The sequence below is a fragment of the Novosphingobium pokkalii genome (assembly GCF_014652855.1).
GTDB classification, from domain to species: Bacteria; Pseudomonadota; Alphaproteobacteria; order Sphingomonadales; family Sphingomonadaceae; genus Novosphingobium; species Novosphingobium pokkalii.
Genome location: NZ_BMZP01000013.1, coordinates 47,095 through 71,731, shown reverse-complemented (window position 1 = coordinate 71,731; position 24,637 = coordinate 47,095). Strand labels below are relative to the sequence as shown.

Annotated in this window: 21 protein-coding genes and 1 pseudogene; 21 read left to right on the top strand and 1 reads right to left on the bottom strand. The window is 64.0% G+C overall.

Translation table 11 applies throughout. The features are described from left to right. The first annotated feature begins 93 nt into the window (after positions 1-93). From IE191_RS13970 to IE191_RS13890, 17 genes are all read left to right on the top strand, one after another. The gene (locus tag IE191_RS13970) at positions 94-606 is read left to right on the top strand and encodes a DUF2840 domain-containing protein (RefSeq protein ID WP_191324997.1); all 513 of its coding nucleotides are present in this window, start codon (positions 94-96) and stop codon (positions 604-606) included. Continuing rightward, the gene (locus tag IE191_RS13965) at positions 603-1,187 is read left to right on the top strand and encodes a S26 family signal peptidase (RefSeq protein WP_191324996.1); all 585 of its coding nucleotides are present in this window, start codon (positions 603-605) and stop codon (positions 1,185-1,187) included. Before IE191_RS13970 ends, IE191_RS13965 begins: the two co-directional genes overlap by 4 nt. A 5-nt stretch (positions 1,188-1,192) precedes the next feature. Continuing rightward, entirely contained in the window at positions 1,193-1,549 is a 357-nt protein-coding gene (locus IE191_RS13960) for a DUF736 domain-containing protein (RefSeq protein ID WP_191324995.1), read from the top strand. A 68-nt stretch (positions 1,550-1,617) separates the two neighbouring features. Next, positions 1,618-2,325: a lytic transglycosylase domain-containing protein gene (locus IE191_RS13955; protein ID WP_229815383.1), complete on the top strand. Its 708-nt coding sequence runs from the start codon at positions 1,618-1,620 to the stop codon at positions 2,323-2,325. A 249-nt stretch (positions 2,326-2,574) separates the two neighbouring features. After that, the gene (locus IE191_RS13950) at positions 2,575-4,320 is read left to right on the top strand and encodes a relaxase/mobilization nuclease domain-containing protein (RefSeq protein ID WP_191324993.1); all 1,746 of its coding nucleotides are present in this window, start codon (positions 2,575-2,577) and stop codon (positions 4,318-4,320) included. 609 nt (positions 4,321-4,929) lie between these two features. After that, positions 4,930-5,904, top strand: a complete 975-nt coding sequence (locus tag IE191_RS13945; RefSeq protein ID WP_191324992.1) for a Csu type fimbrial protein — start codon at positions 4,930-4,932, stop codon at positions 5,902-5,904. Between the two features lie 710 nt (positions 5,905-6,614). After that, positions 6,615-7,190 (top strand): Csu type fimbrial protein, encoded by a 576-nt coding sequence (locus tag IE191_RS13940; protein ID WP_191324991.1) that lies wholly within the window; start codon positions 6,615-6,617, stop codon positions 7,188-7,190. A 128-nt stretch (positions 7,191-7,318) separates the two neighbouring features. Next, positions 7,319-8,065, top strand: coding sequence for a fimbrial biogenesis chaperone (locus tag IE191_RS13935; RefSeq protein ID WP_191324990.1), 747 nt, complete (start codon positions 7,319-7,321; stop codon positions 8,063-8,065). Further along, positions 8,046-10,538 (top strand): fimbria/pilus outer membrane usher protein, encoded by a 2,493-nt coding sequence (locus IE191_RS13930; RefSeq protein ID WP_191324989.1) that lies wholly within the window; start codon positions 8,046-8,048, stop codon positions 10,536-10,538. The genes IE191_RS13935 and IE191_RS13930 overlap by 20 nt, the downstream gene beginning before the upstream one ends. Positions 10,539-10,645: 107 nt before the next feature. After that, complete coding sequence (locus IE191_RS13925) at positions 10,646-10,870, top strand: hypothetical protein (protein WP_191324988.1); 225 nt, start codon at positions 10,646-10,648, stop codon at positions 10,868-10,870. 386 nt (positions 10,871-11,256) lie between these two features. Then, positions 11,257-11,760, top strand: a complete 504-nt coding sequence (locus IE191_RS13920) for a Csu type fimbrial protein (protein WP_191324987.1) — start codon at positions 11,257-11,259, stop codon at positions 11,758-11,760. A 44-nt stretch (positions 11,761-11,804) separates the two neighbouring features. Next, complete coding sequence (locus tag IE191_RS13915) at positions 11,805-12,311, top strand: Csu type fimbrial protein (protein ID WP_191324986.1); 507 nt, start codon at positions 11,805-11,807, stop codon at positions 12,309-12,311. A gap of 65 nt (positions 12,312-12,376) precedes the next feature. Continuing rightward, positions 12,377-12,931: a spore coat protein U domain-containing protein gene (locus tag IE191_RS13910; protein ID WP_191324985.1), complete on the top strand. Its 555-nt coding sequence runs from the start codon at positions 12,377-12,379 to the stop codon at positions 12,929-12,931. Between the two features lie 440 nt (positions 12,932-13,371). Then, positions 13,372-15,510, top strand: coding sequence for a conjugal transfer protein TraG (locus tag IE191_RS13905; protein WP_191324984.1), 2,139 nt, complete (start codon positions 13,372-13,374; stop codon positions 15,508-15,510). After that, a complete protein-coding gene (locus IE191_RS13900; RefSeq protein WP_191324983.1) occupies positions 15,507-15,935 on the top strand; it encodes a CopG family transcriptional regulator in 429 nt (142 codons plus the stop codon). Before IE191_RS13905 ends, IE191_RS13900 begins: the two co-directional genes overlap by 4 nt. A 515-nt stretch (positions 15,936-16,450) precedes the next feature. After that, positions 16,451-18,394, top strand: coding sequence for a sensor histidine kinase (locus tag IE191_RS13895; protein ID WP_191324982.1), 1,944 nt, complete (start codon positions 16,451-16,453; stop codon positions 18,392-18,394). Positions 18,395-18,584: 190 nt separating this feature from the next. Then, positions 18,585-19,181, top strand: a complete 597-nt coding sequence (locus IE191_RS13890; protein WP_191324981.1) for a response regulator transcription factor — start codon at positions 18,585-18,587, stop codon at positions 19,179-19,181. A 409-nt stretch (positions 19,182-19,590) separates the two neighbouring features. Here the strand turns inward: IE191_RS13890 and IE191_RS13885 are convergent, their stop codons facing one another. Then, on the bottom strand, positions 19,591-20,214 hold the full coding sequence (locus tag IE191_RS13885) for a tyrosine-type recombinase/integrase (protein ID WP_229815381.1): 624 nt from the start codon (positions 20,212-20,214) through the stop codon (positions 19,591-19,593). A 230-nt stretch (positions 20,215-20,444) separates the two neighbouring features. On the opposite strand from IE191_RS13885, the gene IE191_RS13880 reads away from it, so the two are divergent. The 4 genes and pseudogenes from IE191_RS13880 to IE191_RS21365 form a co-directional block, all read left to right on the top strand. Further along, positions 20,445-21,713: an EAL domain-containing protein gene (locus tag IE191_RS13880; RefSeq protein WP_191324980.1), complete on the top strand. Its 1,269-nt coding sequence runs from the start codon at positions 20,445-20,447 to the stop codon at positions 21,711-21,713. Beyond that, positions 21,713-21,877: a hypothetical protein gene (locus IE191_RS13875; protein ID WP_191324979.1), complete on the top strand. Its 165-nt coding sequence runs from the start codon at positions 21,713-21,715 to the stop codon at positions 21,875-21,877. The genes IE191_RS13880 and IE191_RS13875 overlap by 1 nt, the downstream gene beginning before the upstream one ends. A gap of 244 nt (positions 21,878-22,121) precedes the next feature. Then, positions 22,122-22,628: a DUF4019 domain-containing protein gene (locus IE191_RS13870; RefSeq protein ID WP_191324978.1), complete on the top strand. Its 507-nt coding sequence runs from the start codon at positions 22,122-22,124 to the stop codon at positions 22,626-22,628. A gap of 48 nt (positions 22,629-22,676) precedes the next feature. Beyond that, positions 22,677-24,524 (top strand): annotated as a pseudogene (locus IE191_RS21365) (YadA family autotransporter adhesin); the annotation flags it as partial. Positions 24,525-24,637: the final 113 nt, after the last annotated feature.

The window sequence follows — 24,637 nt, the reverse complement described above, 5'->3', positions numbered from 1 at the left end:
GGCGCGGCCCGGTGCGAGCGCAGCGCAGGTAGTCACCGCCGCCATTCGCGCAGGAGCGCTCGGCGCTCTCCTGGGAACTGGTGGAGCAGGCTCATGAGCGGGGGCCCCTATCAGCCTCATCCGGAGCAGCCCGATCGCGGGTCAAGCGCCACGACCGATGTGGAACTCATCTGGATCGAGAAACGCCTCGAACACTGGATCCGCTTTGGCAGGATCGCCGCCGAACGGATTTTGAGCCGGCGCACCCGGGTGGTCAGCTTCCGTCAAGGGGCGTGCCTTGCGTTCGTGCAATGGTCGGCCAGCGACTACGGCACGGTGCGCTCGCGCATCGACATCCTGCGCTGCGTCGGGCAGGGCGATGCCTATACCACTGTCCCGTTCGTGCGACCCGGTGGCGACCTGCTGCTCTCGATCAAGGGATGGCCGCGGGTCCAGCGCGTGCTTCAGGCGATCGACGCCGTGGAAGCCGCCGGGATCGATGCCTGCGACGCAGCGCCTGAGCATTGGCGCCATGTCCACAACCGGATCACGGTCGGCGAGGCGCCACGCGGCTATACCCGCGAGCGTCACGAGGCGTGGCTCAAGCGCCAGGCGACCGGGCTATGAGCGCGCGTCTCGGTCGCGTCGGTGTGGGAGTGGCCGCTGCTGCTTGCGCAGCCATGCTCGCCAGCCTAGTCCTGCCGGCGCCGCGCCCGTGGATCGTCTGGAATGCGAGCGCCAGCGCACCGCTCGGCGCTTACCGCATTCTGGGCAGGGCGCCCATTGCGGTTGGCGATCTCGTCGCGATCGCGCCGCCACCGGCATTGGCGGAGCTTATGGCACGGCGCCATTACCTCCCGCTCGGCGTACCGATGATCAAGCGCGTGGCAGCGCTCGGCGGCGCCCGGGTCTGCCGACGGGGCCACACGGTGCTGATCGATGGCAAGGTCATCGCGCACGCCGCCGCACGCGATCGCCTTGGCCGGAAATTGCCTGTCTGGGCTGGATGCCGACGCCTTCGTGCCGACGAGGTCTTCGTCGTCAACGCGCCATTGGCAAGCTTTGACAGCCGCTATTTTGGGCCGCTGGGCCAGAGCGATGTTCTGGGGCGGGCAGTCCCTCTCCTCACGCGCGACGCGCCTTCGGCAGCGCTGCGCTGGCATCGGGCTGGCGCCGACAGGCCAGCTTCCCACCAGACGAAAGGATAGATTTCATGGAAATCGGACGTTTCATCAAGACGGCCGAGGGGTTCGAGGGCCGACTTCGCACGCTCGGGCTGGACTTGGCGCTGCGCCTCGTTGCCAGCGGCGCCGAGCCGGGCGGCAAGGCGCCCGACTGGCTTGTGCTTGGCATGGATCCTGTCGGCGGCGATGATGCTCCGCCGCCCTTCGGTGCGGCATGGAGCCATAGCCGCGAGGACGGGCGCATGGTGCTCGCCCTGCGCCTCGATTGTCCGACGCTGGCGAGACCGCTGCGAGCAAACCTCGTCGCTTCCAGCGGAAATCCGAACCTGCACGTACTGTTGTGGAGCCGCCAGCGTGCTCTCCGCCTGGCCGAGGCAGTGCAATGAGAAGGCCGCTGCCCGACCGCTGGCCTGGTTTTCGCGACCATGAAAGGTGTGGCCCGGCAGGCAAAGCCGTGGTCCTCGTCGCGGCTCTTGTGCTTGGCTTGCCGGCCAGCAGCATTGCCTCGGCACAGCCGGACGGCACGCTTGTGGCCGGCGAGAACTATGCGGTTCATGTGACGGCCGCTGCGCGGCGCTTTGCCATCCCCGAGGCTTGGATCTGGCAGGTCATGCGCACCGAAAGCGGCGGCAAGGCGCGCGCAGTCTCGGCCAAGGGCGCGATGGGTCTGATGCAACTCATGCCCGGGACCTGGGCCACGCTCTCGGCGCGCTATGGACTTGGTGGCGATCCCTTCGACACCGCCGCCAACATCCAGGCCGGCGCTGCCTATCTGCGCGAGATGTGGGACCGCTATGGCGATCTTTCGACGGCGCTCGCTGCGTACAATGCTGGCCCTGGCCGTGCCGACGCATGGCGCCGGGCAGGCCGCCCTCTGCCGGCTGAAACCATCGCCTATGTCGCGCGCATTGCCCCTGCGCTCGGCGCTCCCGTTCCGGACCTGGGTTCCGCTGTGCCCGCAACTGGCGGAGCTTCTACCCCTTCCTGGCGGGCCTCCGGTCTGTTTGTGAACCAGACCGCGGTCGCACCGGCATCCGGTCGCACGGTGCAAGAAGCTGGCCTTAGCGTGGCAGCCCGGCCCAGCGGAGCTGCGGCCGAGCGTGTCGGTTTTGCAGGTGCTTCTGCTGGCGGATTGTTCGTTGCGCGTTCTGGCAGCGATTGAGCCCATGCGGGCTGTGGCGGTCGCTGGCGCATGTCCTCCAGCCTTTGCGAAAGCTGGCTGTGGGCTCGGATGGGCAGTCGATGCAGGGATGGGCGCAGGGCGAGATAAAAGCGCTGCCACCCGGTGGCTACTATGTGGTTGTGTTTGCAGGAATTTGCGCAGTGGCAATGCGCATTGCCGGGTGGCGCGCCGGCTAATTTATCTCACTCTTTCAGAGGTTTGGCAGGTGGCGCTGAGGTTTGCGGTGCGATGAGCACGGATGACCGCGACTTCACGATCCGGCCGGGAAGGAGCCGGGATGCAGGCCGGGGGAGCAGAGGCCGGGCGCAGAGCCTTGCCGCACAGGTACGGCGGGCAGCGGCTCGCGCCGGGCATGCACGGCGCGGGGCGGCCAGGGCCAAAGGCACCGGTGCGCGCGGCCGCGGGCGGATCGCGCGGCTGCGTCTGTCGTCCGGCGGCAATCGTCGCCGTGTGGTGATCAAGGCGCGCGTCGTGCGGCACAAGGGCAGCCGGTTCCGTGCGGCGCCGCTCGCACGGCACATCGCCTATCTGAAACGCGACGGTGTGACCCGCGATGGGCGCGAGGGCGGGCTGTTCAGTGCCGCTCATGACCGGGCCGACGGCGATGCCTTTGCCTTGCGCTGCGAGGATGACCGGCATCACTTTCGCTTTATCGTCTCGCCCGAAGACGCGACGCAACTGGCGGACCTCAAGGTCTTCACGCGCGAACTCATGCGCGACATGAACGCTGACCTTGGGACCAGCCTCGACTGGGTCGCGACCGACCATTGGAACACGGACAATCCGCATGTCCACGTGCTGGTGCGCGGCGTTGCCGAGGACGGCAGCGATCTCGTTATCGACCGGGATTATATCCGGGAAGGCCTGCGCTTTCGGGCGGAAGAGCGGGTCACGATCGAATTGGGTCCGCGCAGCGAACAGGACATGCGCCACGCTCTCGAACGGGAAGTGGAAGCCGACCGCTGGACCAGCCTGGATGCGCGGCTCCAGCGTCTTGCCGATGACCTTTCAGGAACGATCGACTTGCGTCCGGCGAGCGGCGATGATCCGCAAATGGGCAGCCTCCTCATCGGGCGGGCGGCCAAGCTCGAACGCATGGGACTGGCGCGGCGGGAAGGGGCGGGTTTGTGGTCGATCGCGCCGGACGCACAAGCCACACTGCGTGACCTCTCGATCCGCACCGACATCATCAAGACGATGCACCGCGCCTTGACGGGGGCAGGACGGGAGCCCGACGTATCCGGCTTCGTGCTGCACGATGAAACGCCGTCCGTAACTGTCGTCGGTCGACTCGCGGCGCGTGGGCATCACGACGAGCTCGCCGGCACCGCTTACGCGATTGTCGAGGGTATCGACGGACGGACGCATCACCTCCGCTTCGACAATCTTGAACTCACCGGCGATGCGGCGCCAGGGGCGATCGTCGAAGTGCGCAGCTGGACAGACCGGAACGGACGCGAGCGCCAGTCGCTGGCGACGCGCTGCGACCTGTCGGTTGCCGACCAGGTAAGCGCGCGCGGGGCGACCTGGCTCGATCGCCAGCTGGTGACAGGCGAGGTGCCGGGCGCAACCGGCGGGTTCGCCAATGAGCTTCGCGAGGCTCTTGAGGCCCGCGGTGCGGAACTGGAGCGTCAAGGTCTTGCCAGGCGCCGAGGTGGCGGATTTGATCTCGCCAAGGACCTTGTTGCGACGTTGAGGACCCGCGACCTGTTGCAGGCGGCCGACGACATCGCGGCACAAACCGGCCTGGCGCCCCAGCCATCCGCTGCTGGCGCCTATGTAAGTGGAACCTACCGGGCGCGGGTCGATCTGTCTTCCGGACGCTTCGCGATGATCGACGATGGTGTGAATTTCCAACTGGTGCCATGGCGCCCCGCGCTCGAACCGCATCTGGGGCAGCATGTTACGGGCACGCTCGGCCCGGGCGGCTCGGTCGAGTGGAGCCTTGGCCGGGGCAGAGGTTTGTCCATCTAGCTGGAGCTCCCACTCCGGAAACGTCTGCCGGGGGTTCCTGTTTGTTCGATCAATCGTCTGCGTGATCTGTGCAACCCCTATCGGTCGGCCGATCAAGGTTGGGCCCCTGCGGCTACCGCCGACCCTCGACCGTCCCGCGTCGCAAAATTCGAGAGAGTTAAAGCTCCCCTGTCATTGTCAGTGGTTCGCGTTCGGGACCTGATCAAGTTCTTCCTCAGGTCCTATGGGGCTCAGCAATGTTCAACCAGCGCGTGGTCCGCTGGTCTGTTGAGCCAATCGCCTGCAAGCAATTGGCTTGAGGCGCGGGCGGCGCAGGCGGCCTTGGAGACCGGCAGATGGAAGCGGAGGTGTCCGACGGGCGCCGTGCACGCAGGGCTGCCTTGGTGGAGCTGACGTGTCCGCTTCGGATGGCGTGACGCCTGAGGTCGATCTTCCATGAATTTGAGACGTCACCCGGGGAAGAGAATGCGTGTTGAATTTGGGAACCGGTATCTGCGAGCGGCAGCAAGCCTACGGCCTGCGCTTGCAGATGTGTTGACATCTGCCGCGCGCCAATTCGTGAAGGGCGGGCGGGCTCTGCTCTGCTTGTGCGCCGCTGGCGTACACCTGATGCAGTTTACTATGCCCCTGGCTGCGGCTGTTCTCTTCACGAGCCCGGCGCACGCGGCAAACTATCAGGACACGTGTTCTTTTTCGAATACGAGCTCCACCTACACCTTCAGTCCGGCCGAGATTGGCACCAGCGTCACCGCAGGGATCAACGCGAACCTGACGTGTAGCGGTTCCTACAATGTGCTGATGGCAACCTGCGTGCAGCTCAACTATTCAGGCAATTATGCTTATAATATCGCCGATGGTTCCAAAACCTTCCCCGTGAACGTCATTCTTGCGATTGCGCCTCCCTCGATGACGAGTACGGTGGTCAATCCAGGATCTGGAACGAAATACAGCAAGTACGTCGGAACCGGACCGGGGGTTAATTTCACGACCAGCGCCAACAATTATGTCCAGGTTAATGTCCCGGCAACGAGCACGTCAGCGGGTATGGTCCCTGGAACCTATCGCGTCCAATATTCCTATGCGTTTGCCTATGGAGAGACCTTCAGCGGCAACGGCTGTACGGGATCCGGGTTCACTTTGTCCTCGCGCACACTGACGTTCGATTTCGTGATCAACGCGGTGTGCTCGATCGCCTCGGTGCAGAACATCGCGTTTGGAAACGTCTCCTACAGTGCCAGCGCACAAAACGCATCGGGTTCGGTCGTGGTGAATTGTCCTACCTCCGCTCCCTACACGATCTATCTGAGCGACGGGAATAACCGGCAGAGTGCAGGCTCGGGACTGCGGCGCATGAAGAGCGCGGCCGGCAACCTCCTGCCCTATCAGCTCTACAAGGACGCGAGCCGGACGCAGGTCTGGGATGCGACGGGCGGCCCGGGCGTCGTTGGCGGCAGCGGTGGCGTCGGCGGGACCGGGACCAGCAGCAATGTCTCAAGCACGGTCTATGCTTCCATCCCGGCCGGAACCGCCATGCCGCCGGTTGGAAGCTACTCGGACAATGTCGTGGTGACCGTTGCGTACTGACCTGGGCCTTGGCCTTGCCCGCATTGATTGCTGCACGCTGCATTCATCGTCGGCCTTCCGGGCTTGGGGGGCGAGCCGTGTCAAGCTGAGAACCGTCAATTTACCACGAGGGGGTCTGCGCCAGCGAGGGCGCGTGAGCAGAGAATAGCAGGGGCTGCGTGAAGGGCGTGGCGGCAGTGCCGGAGAAGCAAGAGCTTTGTCTTCGCCCGTCGAGTGCCTGATGGCGCGCCATTCGCGCACCGGGGGCACGTTGAAAGCGCGCCCACGTCCTTGGATAATCGAACAGGTGGACTGGCCGTCTGACAGGCCATGGGGGAATTTTGGAATGCGACGAACGGACCTGCCAGGTCGGTGGTATCCGGGAGCCCTTGCTCCTCCGGCTGGGGCATTTGCGGAATAGGCAAGCAGCGGCGCTCGGGTCTGCCTGCGCGGGTCACGTCCATATTGCTCGACCTGCGCGCGTGGCACCGATGCTTTGGCTGGCGCGGATCATGCTGGCGACCGGTGCTCGCCGACATCCTGTCCCGGATCATCGATCATGCGGGCCTCGGCGCGGCTGTGGCAGCCCCCAGCCGACACCTCACCAGATGTGGCTTCCTGCGAGGCCATGCGCCCGCTGAGCGGACGGGCGGGGGCGCGACGCGCCCCAGCAATCCGCTCTTTGACCGGCGAGGAATGGCCTCGTCAAAAGACGTTGAGGAAAACTGAGTATGAAGAAACTGGTTCTTGGCGTGGTAGGCGCCGCAATGATGGCTACGGCGATGCCGGCAATGGCGGCCCCGCCGAGCCCGGCCAACGGCACCTCCTCCGGTACGCTTGACGTGAAGCTCACCATCGCTCCGGGCTGCTATCTGGTCTCGTCGGGCGCCGGCACCACCGGGGGCGCGATTGCCAACGCGATGATGGACTTCGGCACTGTATCGTCGGGTTCCACCGGGTCGGTTGACGGGCAGGCCCTGTCGGCATCGGGCAGCGGAAGCCTGGTGCAGGTGAGCTGCTCCTCGTCCTATGTCGGCGCAAACGCACCCAGCCTGGACATCGGCGCCGGCCAGAACGCCTCGGGCACCCAGCGCCGCCTGCTGGGCCCGGCCGGTACGACGGTCAATTACAACATCTACCAGGACGCGGGCCGCAACGTCGCGTGGCTCCCCGGTTCGCCGGTCGACCTCGTCATCCCCACCGCCAACACGCCGACCCAGGTCGGCATCTATGGCCGCGTCCCGAGCGTCGCGTCGCTGGCCGACGGCACCTACACCGATACGGTGACGCTGACGCTCACCTACTGAGTTTGTGTGCCCACTGGGACCGCGAAACTTTGCTCGCGGTCCCAGTTTTGCCCTCCAACATCGCCGATTTTGCGCTGGCCAGTGTTGCTGGCCGCACTCGATCATCCCAGAGAAGTGAGTCTGGTTGCATGAAGCTGTTTCGCCAATTTTCGCTGCTGACTCTGCTGGCGCTCAATCTGGCGCCGCAGCCGGCCGGAGCGGCTGCACTGAGGATTTCACCGATCGGCGTGGACATTCGTTCCGACGAGCGCGCCGCCGCGGTTACGATCTTCAACAGTGACAATGAACCCGTGACCTTGCAGGTCCGTCTCTTCAAGTGGGGGCAGGTCGATGGCGAGGATCGCCTGGAACCTGCCACGGATCTCATTGCCAGTCCGCCGTCCTTGAAGATCGAGCCGAACAAGTCTTTTACATTGCGGGTCGCGCGGACTTCGACCGGCGCTGTCGCGGGGGAGCTTTCCTACCGCCTGTTTATCGACGAGCTGCCCAAGCCAATCGACCCGCGTGCCGTTTCGCAAGGTGTCCGGATGGTCTTGCGCACGTCGATGCCCGTGTTCGTTGTCGACAAGACGGCGATCGCCAGGCTCGCGTGGCGGGTGTGGGAGGACAAGGGCGGCATCCATGCGGAAGCGACCAACAGCGGACTGCGGCACGCCAAGATCGGTGGCCTGCGTCTCGAGCTTGCCGACGGTTCTGTTCTGACGCTGGCGCAAGGCCTTGCAGGCTACGTGCTCGCTGGTTCCGCCAAGCGGTTCGACTACCAGGCGACCTCGGGCACTCCTCCCGTCCATCTGAAATCAGGTGCCCCGGTTACGGTCCTTGCGAAGAACGACCTGCTGGACATCCGCGATAGCGTTGCAGCCGAAGTTCGCTGATCCCATGCCCGGCTTGTCTGCGCGCTGCTGCCTGTTGGCGAGCGCGTGCCTGATTCCCGCTCAATGCGCGCTCGCTGCCGATCACGGCGATCCCTCCGCGATCGCCATGCTCGCCGCAAACAACGACGACCAGTCGGGGCCGATTGGTGGGCACGTCGATGCGGGCGGCGGATGGGGGACGGCGCAGGATCTCTTCCTCATGGCGACCCTCAACGGGACGCCCACAGACCAGTTCGTGAAAGCGCGGCGGCAAGCCGAGGGCTTTTCGTTCCGCGCGGAGGACCTGCGGAACGTTCGCCTGATCGTCGATCGCAGCTTCAAATCCGACGACATGGTGCCCGCTGCGGCTCTGGGGCAGGTCCGCTTCACCTATGACGAGGAGCATCAGGTACTCGACATTCAGGCACCTGATGCGCTCATCGCAACCTATTCGGTCGGGCTGGATACGGGGCGCCAAGCCTTCGATCCCGCCGATATCCGCTCACTCAACGGCATGATGCTGGGCTACGGCCTTTATGGGACGGCCTATCAGGGAAAGCTGAGTGTTTCAGCGAGCCTCGAGGCCGATCTGATGACGCGCGCCGGAACGTTCGTGACCACCGGAACGATCGCGAGTGCGGCTTCCTCGGCAAGCCGGAACGTCGTCCGGTACGATAGCTACTGGCGCTATATCGATCCTCGCTCGGTCCGCTCCTACACGGTCGGCGATTTCAGCAGCAACGCGCAGAGCTGGACCGCGGCGGTCCGGCTTGGCGGCTTCCAGATTGCCAGCGCGTTCGAGCAGCGCGCGGATATCGTGACGAACGCGCTGCCGCAGTTTTCAGGGTCGGCGGCGCTGCCCTCGACGGTTGACCTCTACGTCAACCAGCAGAAAATCTACAGCGGCCAGGTCCCATCCGGTCCATTCGACCTGAAGGAGTTGCCCTATGCCGCCAATGGCAACGTCAGGATGGTCGTTACCGACGCCAACGGCCGCCAGGTCACCATGACCAAGCCATTCTACTATACGCAGGGCCTTCTGAGGAAAGGGCTGCTCACCTATTCAGTCGATGTGGGCGCACCGAGGCTCGACTTTGGCACGCGGTCCTTCGCTTATGACAGAATATTGGCCGCGAGCGGCGTTGCCAAATACGGGCTCGCGAACGATCTGACGCTCGAGCTTGCCGGGGAGTACACCAGCGACGGTCTCACGATGGCGGGCATTGGCGCGGTGGCGTCACTGGGCGGGATCGGCGCCATGCGCGGATCAATCGCCGGCAGCCGCTATTCCGGTCATTCCGGGCTGCAATATGCCGCCCGTGTCGAGGCCGGAGTTGGCGGTGTCCGCTTCTTTGCGGGTACTCAGCGTACCGGCGGAGAATATTTTGACCTGGGCCGGGTGTCGGCAATTCGCGGCCTTGCGCGCCGCGAGAATGCCTCTACCGTTTTGCCGACGGATCGCGACAGTGCGATCGCGAGCTCGGCCCTTGCACGGATCAACGATCAGGCGGGCGTTGCCTTCCAGCCCTGGTTTGACAAGACTTCGGTCTCGTTGAGCTACAATCGCATCGTCTCTTCGCTCAACCGCTTTGAGACCATGAATTTTTCGCTGACGCGCGGCGTCGGCAGCCGGGTCAGCATCTATGCCAATGGCTCGCTCGACCTCAACAACCGCCGAAACTACGGTTTCTACCTGACCTTGAGCTTCCGTCCGGGGCAGCGCGCTTACGCCACGGCCGACTACAGCAATTCGGGCGGAACGCACAGCTGGGGCCTGCAATATGCATCGGCCGGTTCGGGCAGACAGGGAGAGGTCAATTGGGGCGCTGCCTATCGCGGCGCACAGAATGGCCCCTCAAGTGAAAGCGCCTATGTCAATTACCAGGCGCCGCAAGGCTTCGTGCAGGCGCGTGTTGACCAGGCCGGCGGTGCGTGGCGGGGCCAGTTCGACCTTGAAGGGTCTGTCCTGGCTGCTGGCGGTGGCATCTTTCCGGCTCCCCGCGTGATGAACAGCTTTGTCGTCGTGGCCAATGCAGGCCCCCATGTCGATGTGCTGCAAGGCGGCGTTCGCGTGGCGCGCACGGATTCCAGCGGTAGGGCGCTGTTGCCCAATGTGATCCCCTACCAACCGACCCATGTCTACATCGACCCCGTCGCCCTCCCGGATGGTTGGGAGGCTTCGCAAACCGAACAGGTCGCCGTCGCCGCCTTCAAGCAGGGCGCGCGGATCGATTTTGGAGCGCGAGCGGTCCGCGGGGCGTCGATCGTCCTCGTGGGGGCCGATGGCAAGCCGCTCGAAGCCGGCTACGTGGCCGCGCTCGATGGCGGCGAGCGCGCCACCATCGGTTATGACGGCATCGTCTATCTGCGAGGGTTGAACGCGCGCAATCGCCTGACTGTCGACCTCGGGCCATCAGGCACCTGCGCCGCAACGTTCGCCTACGACCTTGGCAGAAGCGCAAATCAGACAATCGGACCGGTCCCATGCAAATGAGAACTAGGGGCTTTGCATGGCTCGCCTGGGCATTTCTATCCTATGGCACGCCGGCCGCTGCGCGCAGCATCAATGACCCGGTGCGTCCGTTTCCACACGGCCTGGTGATGAAGGTGCAACTCAAGGTGGCACCAAGCTGCAGCTTCGCGATCGGGCCCGACGAAGGGGTGTTGATCCGCTGTTCCACGGTACGCCCAATGATCCTGACCCTGCTGTCCGATCTCGACCCGGCCTTTGCCGAGACGCTTGCGACCGGTCCCGCGTCTGAAACCAGGCTCCATCCGCCCCAGCTCTCGCCAGGTCGCGCACAGCGGCTGAACGTGGATTTCTGACCGTGCGGCTACCCAGCGATCCAACACCAATCCGCACGCGCCGCAATTGCGAGCCGACTGCGCGCGCGGACGCCATTGGGCAAACCGGCACGGGCCAGCGGGGCAGTTGGTCGAGCCGCGATGGGCGGGCGCGCTTTTGGCCATCGGGTCGCAACCGGCACGGCCTTACCTGCTCTGCCGTCTGCAGCCACGCGATTTGCAGAAGCGAGGCCTGGAGGAGGGCAGCGCGCGCAGCTGGTGCGGCTGCACGAACCGAAGGGTTGCCGGGACGCGATAAGCGGACGGGAGCGCGATCTGAAAGCAGCGCGCGGCCGGCAAATGGCGCGGTCGTGCCCCCGAGTATTGCAGCCGTGCCTATCGAGTTTTTCATTGCCGGGAGGACAAGCATGAAGACGAGTTTCAGGACAGTGGCGGCCATCGCTGCATTCTGCGCGACTATGCTCGCGTCCGGTGCCGCCATGGCCGCCAGTACGACCACCAATCTGTCGGTCACTGCCAATGTCGTTTCGAGTTGCTCGGTCAACTCGACCACCACGTTGGCCTTCGGTGCGATCGCGGCGGGGACTCTTCCCATCAATAACAACGGGTCCGTGACGTTCACGTGCTCGAGCGGGACGCCCTGGTTCGTGACGGCCAACAATGGCTCGAATGCATCCGGCTCGCAGCCGCGCATGGTGAGCAGCGGCCAGTACCTGAGCTACAACATCTATTCCGACAACGGCCGCACCACCGCTTTCCCGACCGCGCTCGGTACGCTGGGTTCGGGCAATACGGGTGGAACCGGTACGGGCGGGCAGCAGACCGTCACCGTATATGGGCAGGTTCCAAGCCAGCTGCTCCCGCCCGCGGGGACCTACACCGACACCGTCACACTGACGATCAACTGGTAAGACCGGACACCTGCGGCTGACAGGACCGGGTCAGGGAATTTGCCATGAACAAGCTTCACAACCGCCTTCTTCGCAGCGCATTGCTGGCGATTGCCGGTCTCGCTCCAGCAGCAGCATTCGCCGGATCGGGCACCAACAACCTCGCGGTCAGCGCGACGGTCTCAAGCAGTTGCAGCATCACCAGCACGACTGCGCTTGCGTTTGGCACCGCGACCGCCTCGACCCTTCCGCTCGATGGGCAGGGCGCGCTAAGCTTCACCTGCACCAATACGACGCCGTGGATGGTCTTCGGCGACGTCGGACAGAATGCAAGCGGGTCACAGCGGCGCATGGTCAATGCCGGCCAATATCTTGCCTACAATATCTATTCCGACAGCGCGCGGAGCACCGTATTCCCGGTCGCCCTCGGCAGCCTGGGCTCGGGCAACACCGGTGGAACCGGAACGGGTCTCTCGCAGACGGTCACTGTCTACGGCCGGATTCCAGCAGGAACCGCGCTGCCCGCTCCCGGGACGTACACGGATACCATTGTCCTGACGCTGAACTGGTGAGTGCCGTGAAGCGGTATCCGTCCGTTCGGCGAGCCGTGCGCTCCTTGCGTATGCCGGCCGCGCGCTTGTTGCCATTGCTCGCGCTCGCCTATTTCCTGCGGGTGCGAGACACGGACGGCTGCGGGGCGCAACGGCTTGCGCGTCTACTCGGCCTTGCGGTCGCCGGCATGGTGCCTGCCACGGTACAGGCAGAGCCGCTCAACGTCTCGGTCCAGGTGCCGCTCGACTGTGCGTTCGAAACCGGATCCGGCGGAGCATTGTCGTCCGGCTTGATCGATTTCGGGACCACGGGAGCCGCGGCCGGCCAGCGCATCACTGCGGTCGGGACCGTTTACGTCCGGTGCAACCTGCTTTCCGCCACGCCCTATGTAAGGCTCGATTACGGGCAGAATGCGAATGGAAGCCAGCGCAGGCTGGTCGGCCCCTCCGGCTTCCTTGTCCCTTATGAGCTGCGCATGGGGAGTGCTGCCGCTGCGCTCTGGGACGATCAACCGCACAGCATAGGATACGGTGCAAGCCTGTCCCAGGCCGTGCCGATCTATGGCGTTATCACTGCGCTCCCGTCGGGCCTTCCCGACGGTGGCTACACGGACCTCGTGCACCTTCAGCTCGATTACTGATCGGGGCCGGAAAGACCCGAGGGGCAGCGGCCTGTACGGCCTGTTCGGCCCGCCTGGCGCTCTTTATGGCCGCGTCATGTGATCGCGTCCGCTTGGGTCCTGCTCATCCCGATGGCGTTGAGTGTCGTTGATGGCGGGACGGGGGAGAAGGGGGGAGCCAAACCTGCATAGGATGTGCCTATTCCTGGTTTGGGAGGCTCGGGTTCATACTTGTGCTGATGGAGGCAGGCACGAAGGCTGCTTGTCGCTGGCTTGTATGGGAGTTGGAGCATGAGATCGCTCACGGCGACCTGACGGCCAATCCATCAGTCGAACGGGCGGCACCGCACGGGGGACGGGCTACGCCACTGCCTGTCATTTTGCGCTCTGCTGCGATCCCGCTAACCTGCGCTTGCCACGTCCGCAAGTTCGATGTCGGGTCCGTGGCAAAGGAGAGCGCCGTGGCCATCACCCGGATTCTGTGGGGTCAGATCATCGCAGTGTTCGCGATCGTCCTCCTTGCCATCTGGGGGGCAACGCAGTGGACGGCGGGTGCTCTCGGATATCAGGCCGAGCTTGGCCGCCCTTGGTTCAGCCTCGGCTCCTATCCGGTCTACATGCCGCTTTCCTTCTTCTGGTGGTGGTTCGCCTTCGAGGCCTATGCACCGCATGTCTTCGAAATCGGCGGGATGATTGCAGCTGCGGGCGGCATCCTCGCCGTCCTGGTGGCGATCGCCATGTCGGTGTGGCGTGCACGCGAAGTCCGGCGCGCCGAGACTTACGGCTCCGCGCGCTGGGCCTCGCCGCAGGAGGTGCGGGCGGCAGGATTGCTGAAACCGGACGGGACCGTGCTCGGCTGTCTGGGGCGCGACTATCTCCGGCACGACGGTCCCGAGCACGTCCTGTGTTTCGCACCAACCCGATCCGGCAAGGGCGTGGGGCTCGTGGTGCCGACGCTCCTGACCTGGCCCGGCTCGGTAATCGTGCACGATATCAAGGGCGAGAACTGGCAACTGACCGCCGGCTTTCGCAGCGCGCATGGCCGGGTGCTGCTCTTCGATCCCACCAACCCCATGTCGTCGCGCTACAACCCACTTCTCGAAGTGCGGCGCGGCACGTGGGAAGTTCGCGACGTGCAGAACGTCGCCGATGTCCTCGTCGACCCCGAAGGTTCGCTCGAGAAGCGCAACCATTGGGAAAAGACCAGCCATGCCCTGCTGGTGGGAGCAATTCTCCACGTGCTTTACGCCGAGCCGGACAAGACGCTCGCCGGGGTTGCCGCATTCCTGTCGGATCCCTCGCGCCCCATCACGACAGCTCTCAATCTCATGAAAACTACGCGCCATCTGGGCAAGGAGGGGGTCCACCCCGTGGTCGCCTCCGCAGCGCAGGAACTTCTCAACAAGAGCGACAACGAACGCTCGGGCGTGCTCTCCACCGCCATGTCGTTCCTCGGCCTTTACCGTGATCCGGTCATTGCCCAGGTGACCGGCGCCTCCGACTGGCGGATCGAGGATCTCGTGCAAGGCGACCAGCCCACCTCGCTCTACCTTGTCGTGCCGCCGTCCGACATCAGCCGAACGAAGCCACTGATCCGTCTCATCCTGAACCAGGTCGGCAGGCGACTGACCGAGGAGCTCGATGCGCGCAATCCCGCAGGCCGGCAAAAGCTGCTGCTGATGCTGGACGAGTTCCCGGCGCTCGGCCGGCTCGACTTCTTCGAATCCGCGCTCGCCTTCATGGCCGGCTACGGGATCAAGAGCTTCCTCATTGCCCAGTCGCTCAACCAGATCGAAAAGGCCTATGGCCCAAGCAACGCGATCCTCGACAACTGCCACGTCCGCGTGGCGTTCGCGACCAACGACGAGCGCACCGCCAAGCGGATTTCCGAAGCGCTCGGCACCGCAACCGAGATGCGGGCGATGAAGAACTATGCGGGCCACCGCCTTTCACCATGGCTTGGCCATCTCATGGTTTCGCGCAGCGAGACGGCGCGGCCGCTGCTGACGCCGGGGGAAATCATGCAGCTGCCCCCTGACGACGAGATCGTGATGGTGGCCGGACTGCCGCCCATTCGAGCCCGCAAGGCGCGCTATTATCAGGACCCACGCTTCTTGCAGCGGTTGCTGCCTCCGCCGAACTTCCCAGCCCCGGGGCCTGTCGTTCGGACGGCTCCCTGGAACACGTCTCTGATCCCTGCGCCGGAATCGGTCGATGACGCGTTGCTGCGTGATGCATCAGCGCTGGGTGAACCCGTCAGGGAAATGTCCGGCCGGGAAGGAAAGGCAGGTGTGGGGGCGGGGACGGAGGCTGACGCTGAGGCTGAGGCTGAGGGTGGCGAGTCCAGTCCGGACGCGGCGGCTGGTGGCACGGCTCAAGCCGAGGCTGCAGGTCAAGCGGATGGCGGACTGCGACGCGAGCCTGAGATTTTGTCGCCCGATGAAATAGCGCCTCCCGAGCGTCCCGTTCTGAACGAGTTCGACTTTCCTGAAAGCGACGACGATGACGACGCCGTCAGCCTCAGGCGTGCCAGCGATCGTCTGGCGCTGCGCAGTGCCCGCGTAGCCTCGCTCGATCCCGACGACGGCATCGCCTTGTGAAGAAGCCGGCGCTCAAGCGGAGCATCCGTCTTCCCGCCGATCTGGCGCGCCAGCTGGCGGACCATGCGGCCTCTCGCCGGGTTGCGCAGAGCGCGGTCATCGAGGCGGCGCTCGCCTCCCACTTGTCTCCGGACGGGCCTGAGCGGCTCGAGGCTGCCTTCGCGCGGCGGCTCGACCGGATCGGCCGTCAGCTCGACCGGTTGCAATGGCATGTCGAGCTGTCAAACGAGACGCTGGCGCTGTTCATCCGCTTCTGGCTCACGACGACGCCGCCGCTCTCCGAGGCCGCGCTCAAGGCGTCCCAGGCAAGCGGCAAGGAGCGTTGGGAGCGTTTCATCGAAACGCTTAACCGCCGCCTGGAGCTCGGTCCCCGGTTTCGGGACGATGTTGCGCTGGACAAGAATGTCGAACACCCCAAGCGTTGACCCCCGGCACGCAAAAGCAATGCAGAAAATGGTTAATGCGTGTTAACCGATATTGCCATCGTCTGTTGTAACGGTCAGACTTGGGATCTCGGCTGCGCAGCAAATTTACCGGCTTTTTTGGGGACTTGGAAAAGATCCGAGCCCCGAGCGAACACATGGTCGAACGCAGAGCGCTTCTCTGTTTCGTCTGCCAGAGCGTTTGCATTTGAGGCCAACAGGTGCGGCGCTTTCGTGACGGGAACGTGAGGTCGGAGGGGGCGTGCGTGGTGAGACGGTCAGGGGATAGGCGCTCACAAGAGCAAGCCGAGTGCCCTTTACGATTTGCAACGGATCGTTGGTCACGCCGCCAGGCCGCCCGCTTATCCTGGGCGACCCGCACGGTCATCACAGGCCTTGCCCTGCTTTGCTTCTCGACGCAGGTGCAGGCCACGTGCTGGTCGGGCGGCGACGCAGACGTGCAGAGGCTGCAGGCCTCGGTTGACACAAATCCCGGGAGCGCGCTGCCCAGGATCGATTTGGCCCTGACGCGACTGTCGCGAAAGGGGCCTGGCGTCGATCAACGCGCCTGGCTGCTCGCCACGCGGACAGCGGCCCTTGTCGGACTGGTTCGCTACGAGGACGCCGAAAAGACTGCCCGATCCGCTCTGGCCGAGCCGGGGCTCAATCCCACCGTGCGCGCCGAACTGCTCAATCAACTCGTGGCAGTGTCGTTTTCGAGACCCGGACCAGAGCTGAAGGGGCTCCTGGGTGAGATCTCGGCTCTTCGTGCGCGGCAGCCGGTAATGAGCCCGGCCTGGGTCTGCGCTACGAACACCATGTCTATCCTGCAGCGGGCTCTGGGATCGACCGAGGATGCGCTCCAGAGCGCGGGAAATGCCTATCGAGCTGCGAAGGCTGCGCGACTGGACAGCCAGGCGGCCTATATTGCAATCAACCTGTCCGCCTTGATCTTGCAGACAGGCGATCTCGAGCAGGCGGACGACCTCGCGCGCGAGGCCGAAACCTGGGCGGAGCGCAAAGGCTATACGCACCAGTTGTTGCTGGCAGCGTTTATGCGCGCGCAGGCCGCTGCCCACCACAACGCGCCCTTGGCTGCGGCGAGCTTTACCAAGGCGTCCGAACTTTCGCGGCAACTCGGCATTCCCTCCGGAGCGGCCGATCAGGGCGCCTGCGATGCCCTCCTTGCCATGGGCAAGGTCGATGCTGCCGAAGCCGCCTGTCTTCGTGCATCCCACAATTTTGACGCGTCGGATATAATTCCGCGGGTTCTGACGGATCGTCTGATGGGCGACATCGCCATGGCCCGGGGTGATCCCGCCAAAGCGTTGACGCACTATGACACTGCTCTCGCGCAAGCTTCCGTGCCGGCTTTGGGCAAAGTTGCCGACCTCGTGCGCCAGCGCCGGGCCGAGGCCTATGCCAAGCTCGGGCGGTACCAGGAGGCCTATGCCGATCTCAAGCTCGTGAACGCCAATGTCGCCGCGCGGACCGATGCCCAGCGCGCCCGCGACCTTGCCAATGCGCGCGCCCGCTTCGGCTGGGATCGCCAGCGCATTGCCAATGCCGAACTCGAGCGCGATCTGGCGAAAGCCGATGCGCGCGACGCGGCGCGGCGCCTGTGGCTGTGGACCGCCGGGGGGTGGGCAGGGCTGCTCGCCGCAACGCTTACCTGGGTCGTGGTCACCGGCAAACGGCATCGTCGCAAGCTCGAGGGCCTTGCAGAGGAGGCGAAAAGCCTGGCGCGCACCAAGGCGGATTTGCTCGCGAACATGAGCCACGAAATCCGCTCGCCCCTCGGCAGCCTGACGCTCGCCGCAAGCCGGCTGTCGCAATCGCCCGATATCCCACCCGACGGACGAGCGCGTGCCGAGCGCCTTGGGCAGGCTGGTGACCGTCTGATGGCCTTGCTTGACGACCTCCTGCTGTTCTCGCGCATCGATGCGAGGCAACTGCCGATCTCGCCGGCGCCTTTCGATCCCGCTGGGCTGGTTAGGGAAGTGGCAAGCCTCGCCGAACCGAAGGCACAGGCCGTCGGTGCTGTGCTGGCGGTCGAAGTGGGTGCAGCCATGCCAGCGACCGTGGTTGGAGACAGGAACCGGCTGGCGCAGATCCTGACCAACCTCCTCGACAACGCGGTTCGTCATGCCGAGGCCACTCGGATCATGGTATCGCTCGGACCTCTCGGGTCGGATCAGTATCGGATCACGGTTGTCGACGACGGCAAGGGCATCCCACCCGACCGGCGCGAATACATGTTCCAGCGCTTCTCGCAGATCGATGGTGCGACGGCGTCGGCCGAAGGCTCGGGGCTCGGCCTGGCGATTTGCAAGGGCCTTGCTGAACTGCAGGGCGGCAACATCACGATAGAGGACACCGAGCGTGGCGTTCGCGTCTGCCTGACGCTGCCGGTGACGCTGGCGCAACCGCAGTCCTTGGCAATCCTGGCGCAAGCGGCATGAGGAGGAACGAACCAGTGGCGCGCGACCGCGGAGGTCGTGATCGGCGAAGGAAACGCGCCGTTCTCGGAACGCCTGGGCGGATTCCCTGCGACGGGGAGCGCAAGCTTGGAGCGGCATGGGTATGATCCAATTGTCAGAACCCGGACAGACCTTGCCAGCTCCATCTCACTGGTCATCGCAGCCAGTGCTGGTGGTCGACGACGATGACCTCATGCGCGACGAGATTGTCGGCTTGCTAGGCGAGGTGGGTTACGCCGTGCTTGGCTTCGCTGGTGCCGATCAGCTCTTTGCGGCAATGCCCGAACCGACGGGTGTGCTCATTCTAGATCTTCGTCTCAAAGGGCCCAGCGGCCTCTTGCTCCAGCAGAAGCTCCAGCATCGCGCCGATATTCAGCTGATCTTTATCAGCGGTCACGCCGACGTCGAGGATGCGGTGGCGGCAATGAAAGCCGGTGCGTTCGAATTCCTGGTGAAACCTTTTCGACCCCAGGCCTTGATTGATGCTGTTGGCGGAGCTTTCGAGCGATTGGGCAGAGCCAGCGTCGAACGCCGAGAGATTGATGCCGTGCAGGCGGCGTTCGACAGTCTCACTGACACCGAACGCGAGATCGCGATCCTGGTGGCAGGCGGATTGCGAAACAAGCAGGTCGCCTACATTTCCGGCAAGGCCGAAAACACCGTCAAGGTTCACCGGGCCCGCGTATTGCAGAAGATGGGCGTGACCTCGGTCATCGAGCTGTCCCGGCAGCTGCAGCGGCTCGGGATCGCGATCGAAGCGGGCGCCTGACCTCTAACTTTCATATGACGATCTTATGACGAGCCTCCGCACGGGCCTTCCGTGGCGGCGGGAAGGGGCCTGCCCGTCTCTCCGATTGAGCAACATATGCTGCAATGCGTCATAAGTCGCTTGATCTTGGCGCGCGTATCATTTTCAACTGCAACTAACCGGATAGTTGTTCGTTCGGGGATGCAGAGCTTCAAACGCGCCCTATACAGGCAAATGTAAAATCAGGTCGGAGAAAAATAGCGATGTAGATCAAATGATTACAAGGATTTTCGTGAAACAGAATAACTAGTTCTGTTGCGGTGTGCAAGCATCATACCCGATTTCTCACCATTTTGCCTGTTTTATTTTCTGCGAAGCGCCTCGCCGTATTGCGCCATGTTACGCAAGCCCGGTGCGCGGCAACGGTTCGCTATTCCGCTGCAATCTGCGAATAATCCGGGAGTTTGAGGGCGTTTGCCCGCCACATGCGGCGCGCGATGTTCCGCTCTTCCGGACCCATGGCGCCGGCGTAGATCGCCGTGGTGCGCATATCGGCATGTCCAAGCCAACGCTGCACCAGATTGAGCGGGACCTGGCTCTGGATCGCTGAAACGCCAAAACAATGCCGCAGTCCCTTCGGCATTGCATGAAGTCCATTGAGGTGCGCCGACTCCATGACCTTGCGGATCCGCCGATAGGCGGTGACGCGCGAGAACGACCAAAGCTTTGCCGGCACCTTGCCTTGGCCGACATGGCCGCCAAGCTGGTGCACGTCAGTCAACAGATCGATCAGGGCTGCGGGGACCGGGATCGAGCGGTAGACCCCACGACGGCGCTTCTTGAGGCACTCTATAACGATCATGCGATCGTGCCGGTCTATACTGTTTTCCGTTAATGAAAGTGCCTCGGATATGCGGCATCCGGTCGCGGATATGACCCAGCACAAGGTCAATGTGTCGCGTTCGAAGTTCGCAGCTGCGGAAAGAAAGGCACGACGCTCAGCGCTCGTCAGGTATTTTCTCTGGCCATTGGTGCCGTAGATCATCTGTTGCATCGGAATGCGCCCTTGTTCTTGATGTCAACTGATTGGCAGGCTGGCGGCGTAAACCGCAATCGCCCGACGGTGTAACAGAACTAGTTATTCCGTCTCGGCAGGAGGGGGCGGAATCGCCCTCGCAGCCGGGGGCAGCAATGCGGATCGAACGGGTCCCGAACGGGGCATATGAGAGGGGCGGGGTGGCGGATCGGCTGTTCCGCGCCCCGCGTGCGTTCGCCACGCCGTTCATGGATTCCGATGACGCGGTCTTGCTGTTCGCGGTCAGGATCGACAATTTCGACGTGATCTGCGCCTGTTATGGCGCGCCCTTCGCGGCAACAGTTGCTGCTTCGGTCAGATCCTTTTTCGAGTGCCGCTTCGATGAGGCCGATGGCTTCATCGGTGGTGTCGTGCGCAGAGGTGTCGCGGAGTTCGATCTTGTCGCGCGGGGATCTGCTGAGCGCGGCCTGTCCGATATTCAGCCTGAATATGCGCAGATCAGCACATGGCTTGTCGCTTGTGCGCGTTTGCCGGTCTGCGTCGACGGGGCTTCGGTTCACGTTTCACTGTCCTGGGGCTGTGTCGAAACGGACCCTGATTACGGTGATGAAGAGGTTCTCGACCTTCTGCTGCACGAGGCACGGGGGCGCATTCCGGGTCGCGCCCAGTTGCCGCCTACCTGTTCTGACGTGCCGGATCTCGCTGCGCGGGACATGGCGGCGGCGGCGGCATTCTACGCCGAGTTGAATGCCGGAGAGCTGCAGTTTGCGTGGCAGCCGGTTCGCAGCCTCGACAGTGACGCCATTCTCTTTCTGCGGGCCAGGATTGCGGCTCCCGGACGGAGGGGGCAGATCGAGGCGCGGGAGTTGCCCTACCGCTCGCTCGAGCGTGCGGGCGTCGTCCAGGCGTTTGACCAGGCGCTCCTTTGCGAAGCTGTCGAGCATCTTGCGCACAGCGACGCGCCCGCAGTCTGCGTCGCGATTTCCGCGCTAAGCTTTCGCGCATCCGGCTGGTGGGATGGGCTACTGGCGCGGCTTGCCCAGGACAGGTTGCTGGCGGTCCGGCTCTTCATCGCGATCGACTGCGCACAGTCTTTCGTCGTTACCGGCGAAGCCGTCGCCTTTGCCGACCGTCTGCGGCGTCTGGGTTGCCGGGTCGTGCTCGAAGGGCTTGGTTCCGGGCAAGTGGCGATCGCGACCATGATGGCGTTGCGGCCGGACGTTGTCATGCTCGATGCTCTATTTCTGCGTCTGAGCGCGCGGCGCGAACCGGACGAGCAACTCTTCTGCCGTACCGTGAGCCTTGCCGGATCGCTGGCGCCTGTCGTGGTCGCCGACGGCGTCGGCGATCGCGAGCTTGCCACGTTGGCGTTGGATTCGGGCGTCCATTGGGGCGCGGGCGATTTCCTGGGTGAGCCAAGCTGGCGCGGGCATGCTCGTGCTGGCGAACGCTCCGCGCGCATTTCCAGCTTTGCGCCGTTCATCGACCCGCGTCAGCGCAGCGGCGGAGGGCAGTGATGCGCTCGGACCAGGAGTATCTGCTGGACCGGCAGGCAGCGCAGGATCCGGAGGCGTGGCCGGACGAAGAGCCGTTCGGTCTCGTGCGAGGGATCCTGTTCGCGCTTCCGCTGAGCGCGCTGCTGTGGGTCGGCATCTACTTCGCCGTGAAGGCGCTCTGGTGATGGGCGGCTTCCAGGACATCTTCGGGTCGCAATCCGAAGTGCGGTCTCCGGGCCGCGGTGGCGGGGGGAGGGCTGCGCCGCCTGGCAGCGCCAGCTTTTCCCCGTCACGTGCGCATCCTGGCCGGGCCGCCGCCGATGCGGGGCGCGCTGCTGCCGCTTTCAACTCTTCCAGATCTGAATGGAGTGCCTGCGTATGAGGCCTTTGCGCCGGTGGCATGCCCTGTGGCTGCTACCTCTTCTGACCATGTCTGCGGGCGCCATGGCGCAGGCAGGTGGTTCACCGTCGCGATCGGCGGCGGGCACTGGAACCGCTGTTGCGCCGGCGCAACCGGCAGCGGGGCCGGCTCGGCTTTCGGCCAACTACTTCATGGCGCAGGCTATCCAGGTGTCGGAGGCGGCTGCCGGTGGGCTGCTGGAGGGCCTCTACGAAAGTTCTTCGCCGGTCATGAAGGCGGCTCAGGCAAAGCAGGCATTTGTTGCGCAGGTTCGGGATGTCTTGAGCCAGACTGGCTCCGCGACGGGCCGCGATTGGGTCGCGGTCAGGCGAGAGGTCGTCAGCGCAGCACCCGCACCAGGGACGCCGCCTCCCGGTGAATACGTGGTGGTGGTTCTTGGTGTCGAGACCGGGCCGCAGCGGGGCCGGCTCGAAACTATCACCTTCCACCGCGACAGCGACAACCAGTGGCGTCTGTGCGGCTTCGTTGCCGCCGCTGTCGGTCAGCCGGCGCCCACCACCAATCCGAAGAAATAATCGCGCAGGCGCGAGGCCGGGTGCGCACCATCACGCAAGGGGAATCTCATGAACTACAAGACTTATGAGGAGCGCCGGCAGGCGCGGCAGAACAATCATGCGCATTTCGGCAATGCGGTGGGCATTCGGTCCGCGGGCAAGGGGATGCGGCGGCGGATCATGGCGATCCTGCGTATGTCGTCGATGTATGTCGTGTTCGGGAAGCGGGCGCGGGTTGGGGCGCTTGGGGTTGGGGCGGTCACTGCATCAATCGTGGGGATCGGCGGCCTATCAACCGAAGCTTCGGCGCAATTGTTTATCCAAGGAACAACGACTGCAGGCGATACAACCTGTGTAGCTTTACTAGAATCGACGAGTATAACAGTGCAGTCGTCCTCTTCAGCTTGTGATTCATCAAGTCCATCGACGAGAAGTGGCTCATCGTTATTTTATTCTACTAATTATAATAATTCCGTTGATTCTTTGGTTCTTGGTGGGCAGCTTTATGTAAACTCCGGTAAGATAGGTGCAACCGATGTCGTAGGCGGAACCTATTCGCTTCGGATGGGCAGCACTGCGACGCTGGCGGCGACTGCAGGTGCAAATGCAATTGCAATAGGTTCGTCCCAGACGTCGACGAGTAATGGCTCGAGCAGCACAGCGACAGTTGCTGCGGGGGCGAACAGCATTGCGCTCGGCAGTGGCGCCAATGTCGCAAGTACTGCAGCCAATGGTGTTGCGATCGGCAACTCAGCCAAGGCTACAGGCACAAGTGGGACTGCGCTCGGCGTAAACTCCCAGGCATACTCGGGGGCGTTCGCCGGTGGCGACCAGGCGACTGCGACCGCCCAAGGTTCCGTCGCAGTGGGCCAATCGGCAAATGCCTTGGGCGCCCAATCGATAGCGATTGGGCAGAGCGCCTCGATTTCGACGACTGCGTCGTCAGGCATTGGCATCGGTCGGGGAAGTGTGGTCAATGGCCAGTTCGGCGTTGCGCTGGGCGACGCGGCTACTGCAACCGGCAACTACGCCATTTCTATTGGCGCAAACGCAGGAACGCTGGGGTCGGGCGCGGGGTCGACTACCCTGGGTGTAAACTCTGCAGCAGTTGGCCAGAGTTCAGCCGCACTTGGCAATAGCGCCTATGCTGGGGGGGACAACGCGATCGCATTGGGCGTGAATTCAAAGACCGGTGCTGGTGGATACAACACGGCTTTGGGAAACCAAGCTAATGCGAGCGGGACCTCTGCAGTTGCAATAGGCAACACTGCAACTGCAAGTGGCCTGAATGCGACGGCTGTGGGCTACAATCTTACCGCTTCTGGTGATAACTCTTTTGCTGGGGGATCCCAAGCGCAAGCCTCCGGCGCAGGAGCGACTGCCCTCGGCGGCAATGCCACTGCAGGTGCCAAGGCTGGTGCTTCAGATTCCATCGCGATCGGTGGGCAGGCTTCCATCTCGACGACTGCGTCTTCGGGCATCGGCATTGGCCGGGGGAGTGTGGTCAATGGCCAGTTCGGCGTTGCGCTGGGCGACGCGGCTACCGCAACCGGCAACTACGCCATCTCCATTGGCGCGAACGCAGGATCGCTGGGGTCGGGCGCCGGGTCGACTACCCTGGGTGTAAACTCCGCAGCGGTAGGCCAGAGTTCAGCCGCACTTGGCAACAGCGCCTATGCCGGGGGGGACAACGCAATCGCGTTGGGCGTCAACTCAAAGACAGGCGCTGGCGGGTTTAATACGGCTCTGGGGAACCAGGCTAATGCGAGCGGGACCTCTGCCGTCGCAGTAGGCAACAATGCGACGGCAAGCGGCCTGAATGCGACGGCTTTGGGTTACAACCTTACCGCTTCTGGTGATTACTCTTTTGCTGGGGGATCCCAAGCGCAAGCCTCCGGTGCGGGAGCGACTGCCCTCGGCGGCAATTCCACTGCCGGTGCTAACGCTGGTACAGCAGACAGCATCGCGATCGGTGGGCAAGCGTCCGTATCCGGCACAGGAACATCAGGGATAGCTGTTGGCCGAGGAGC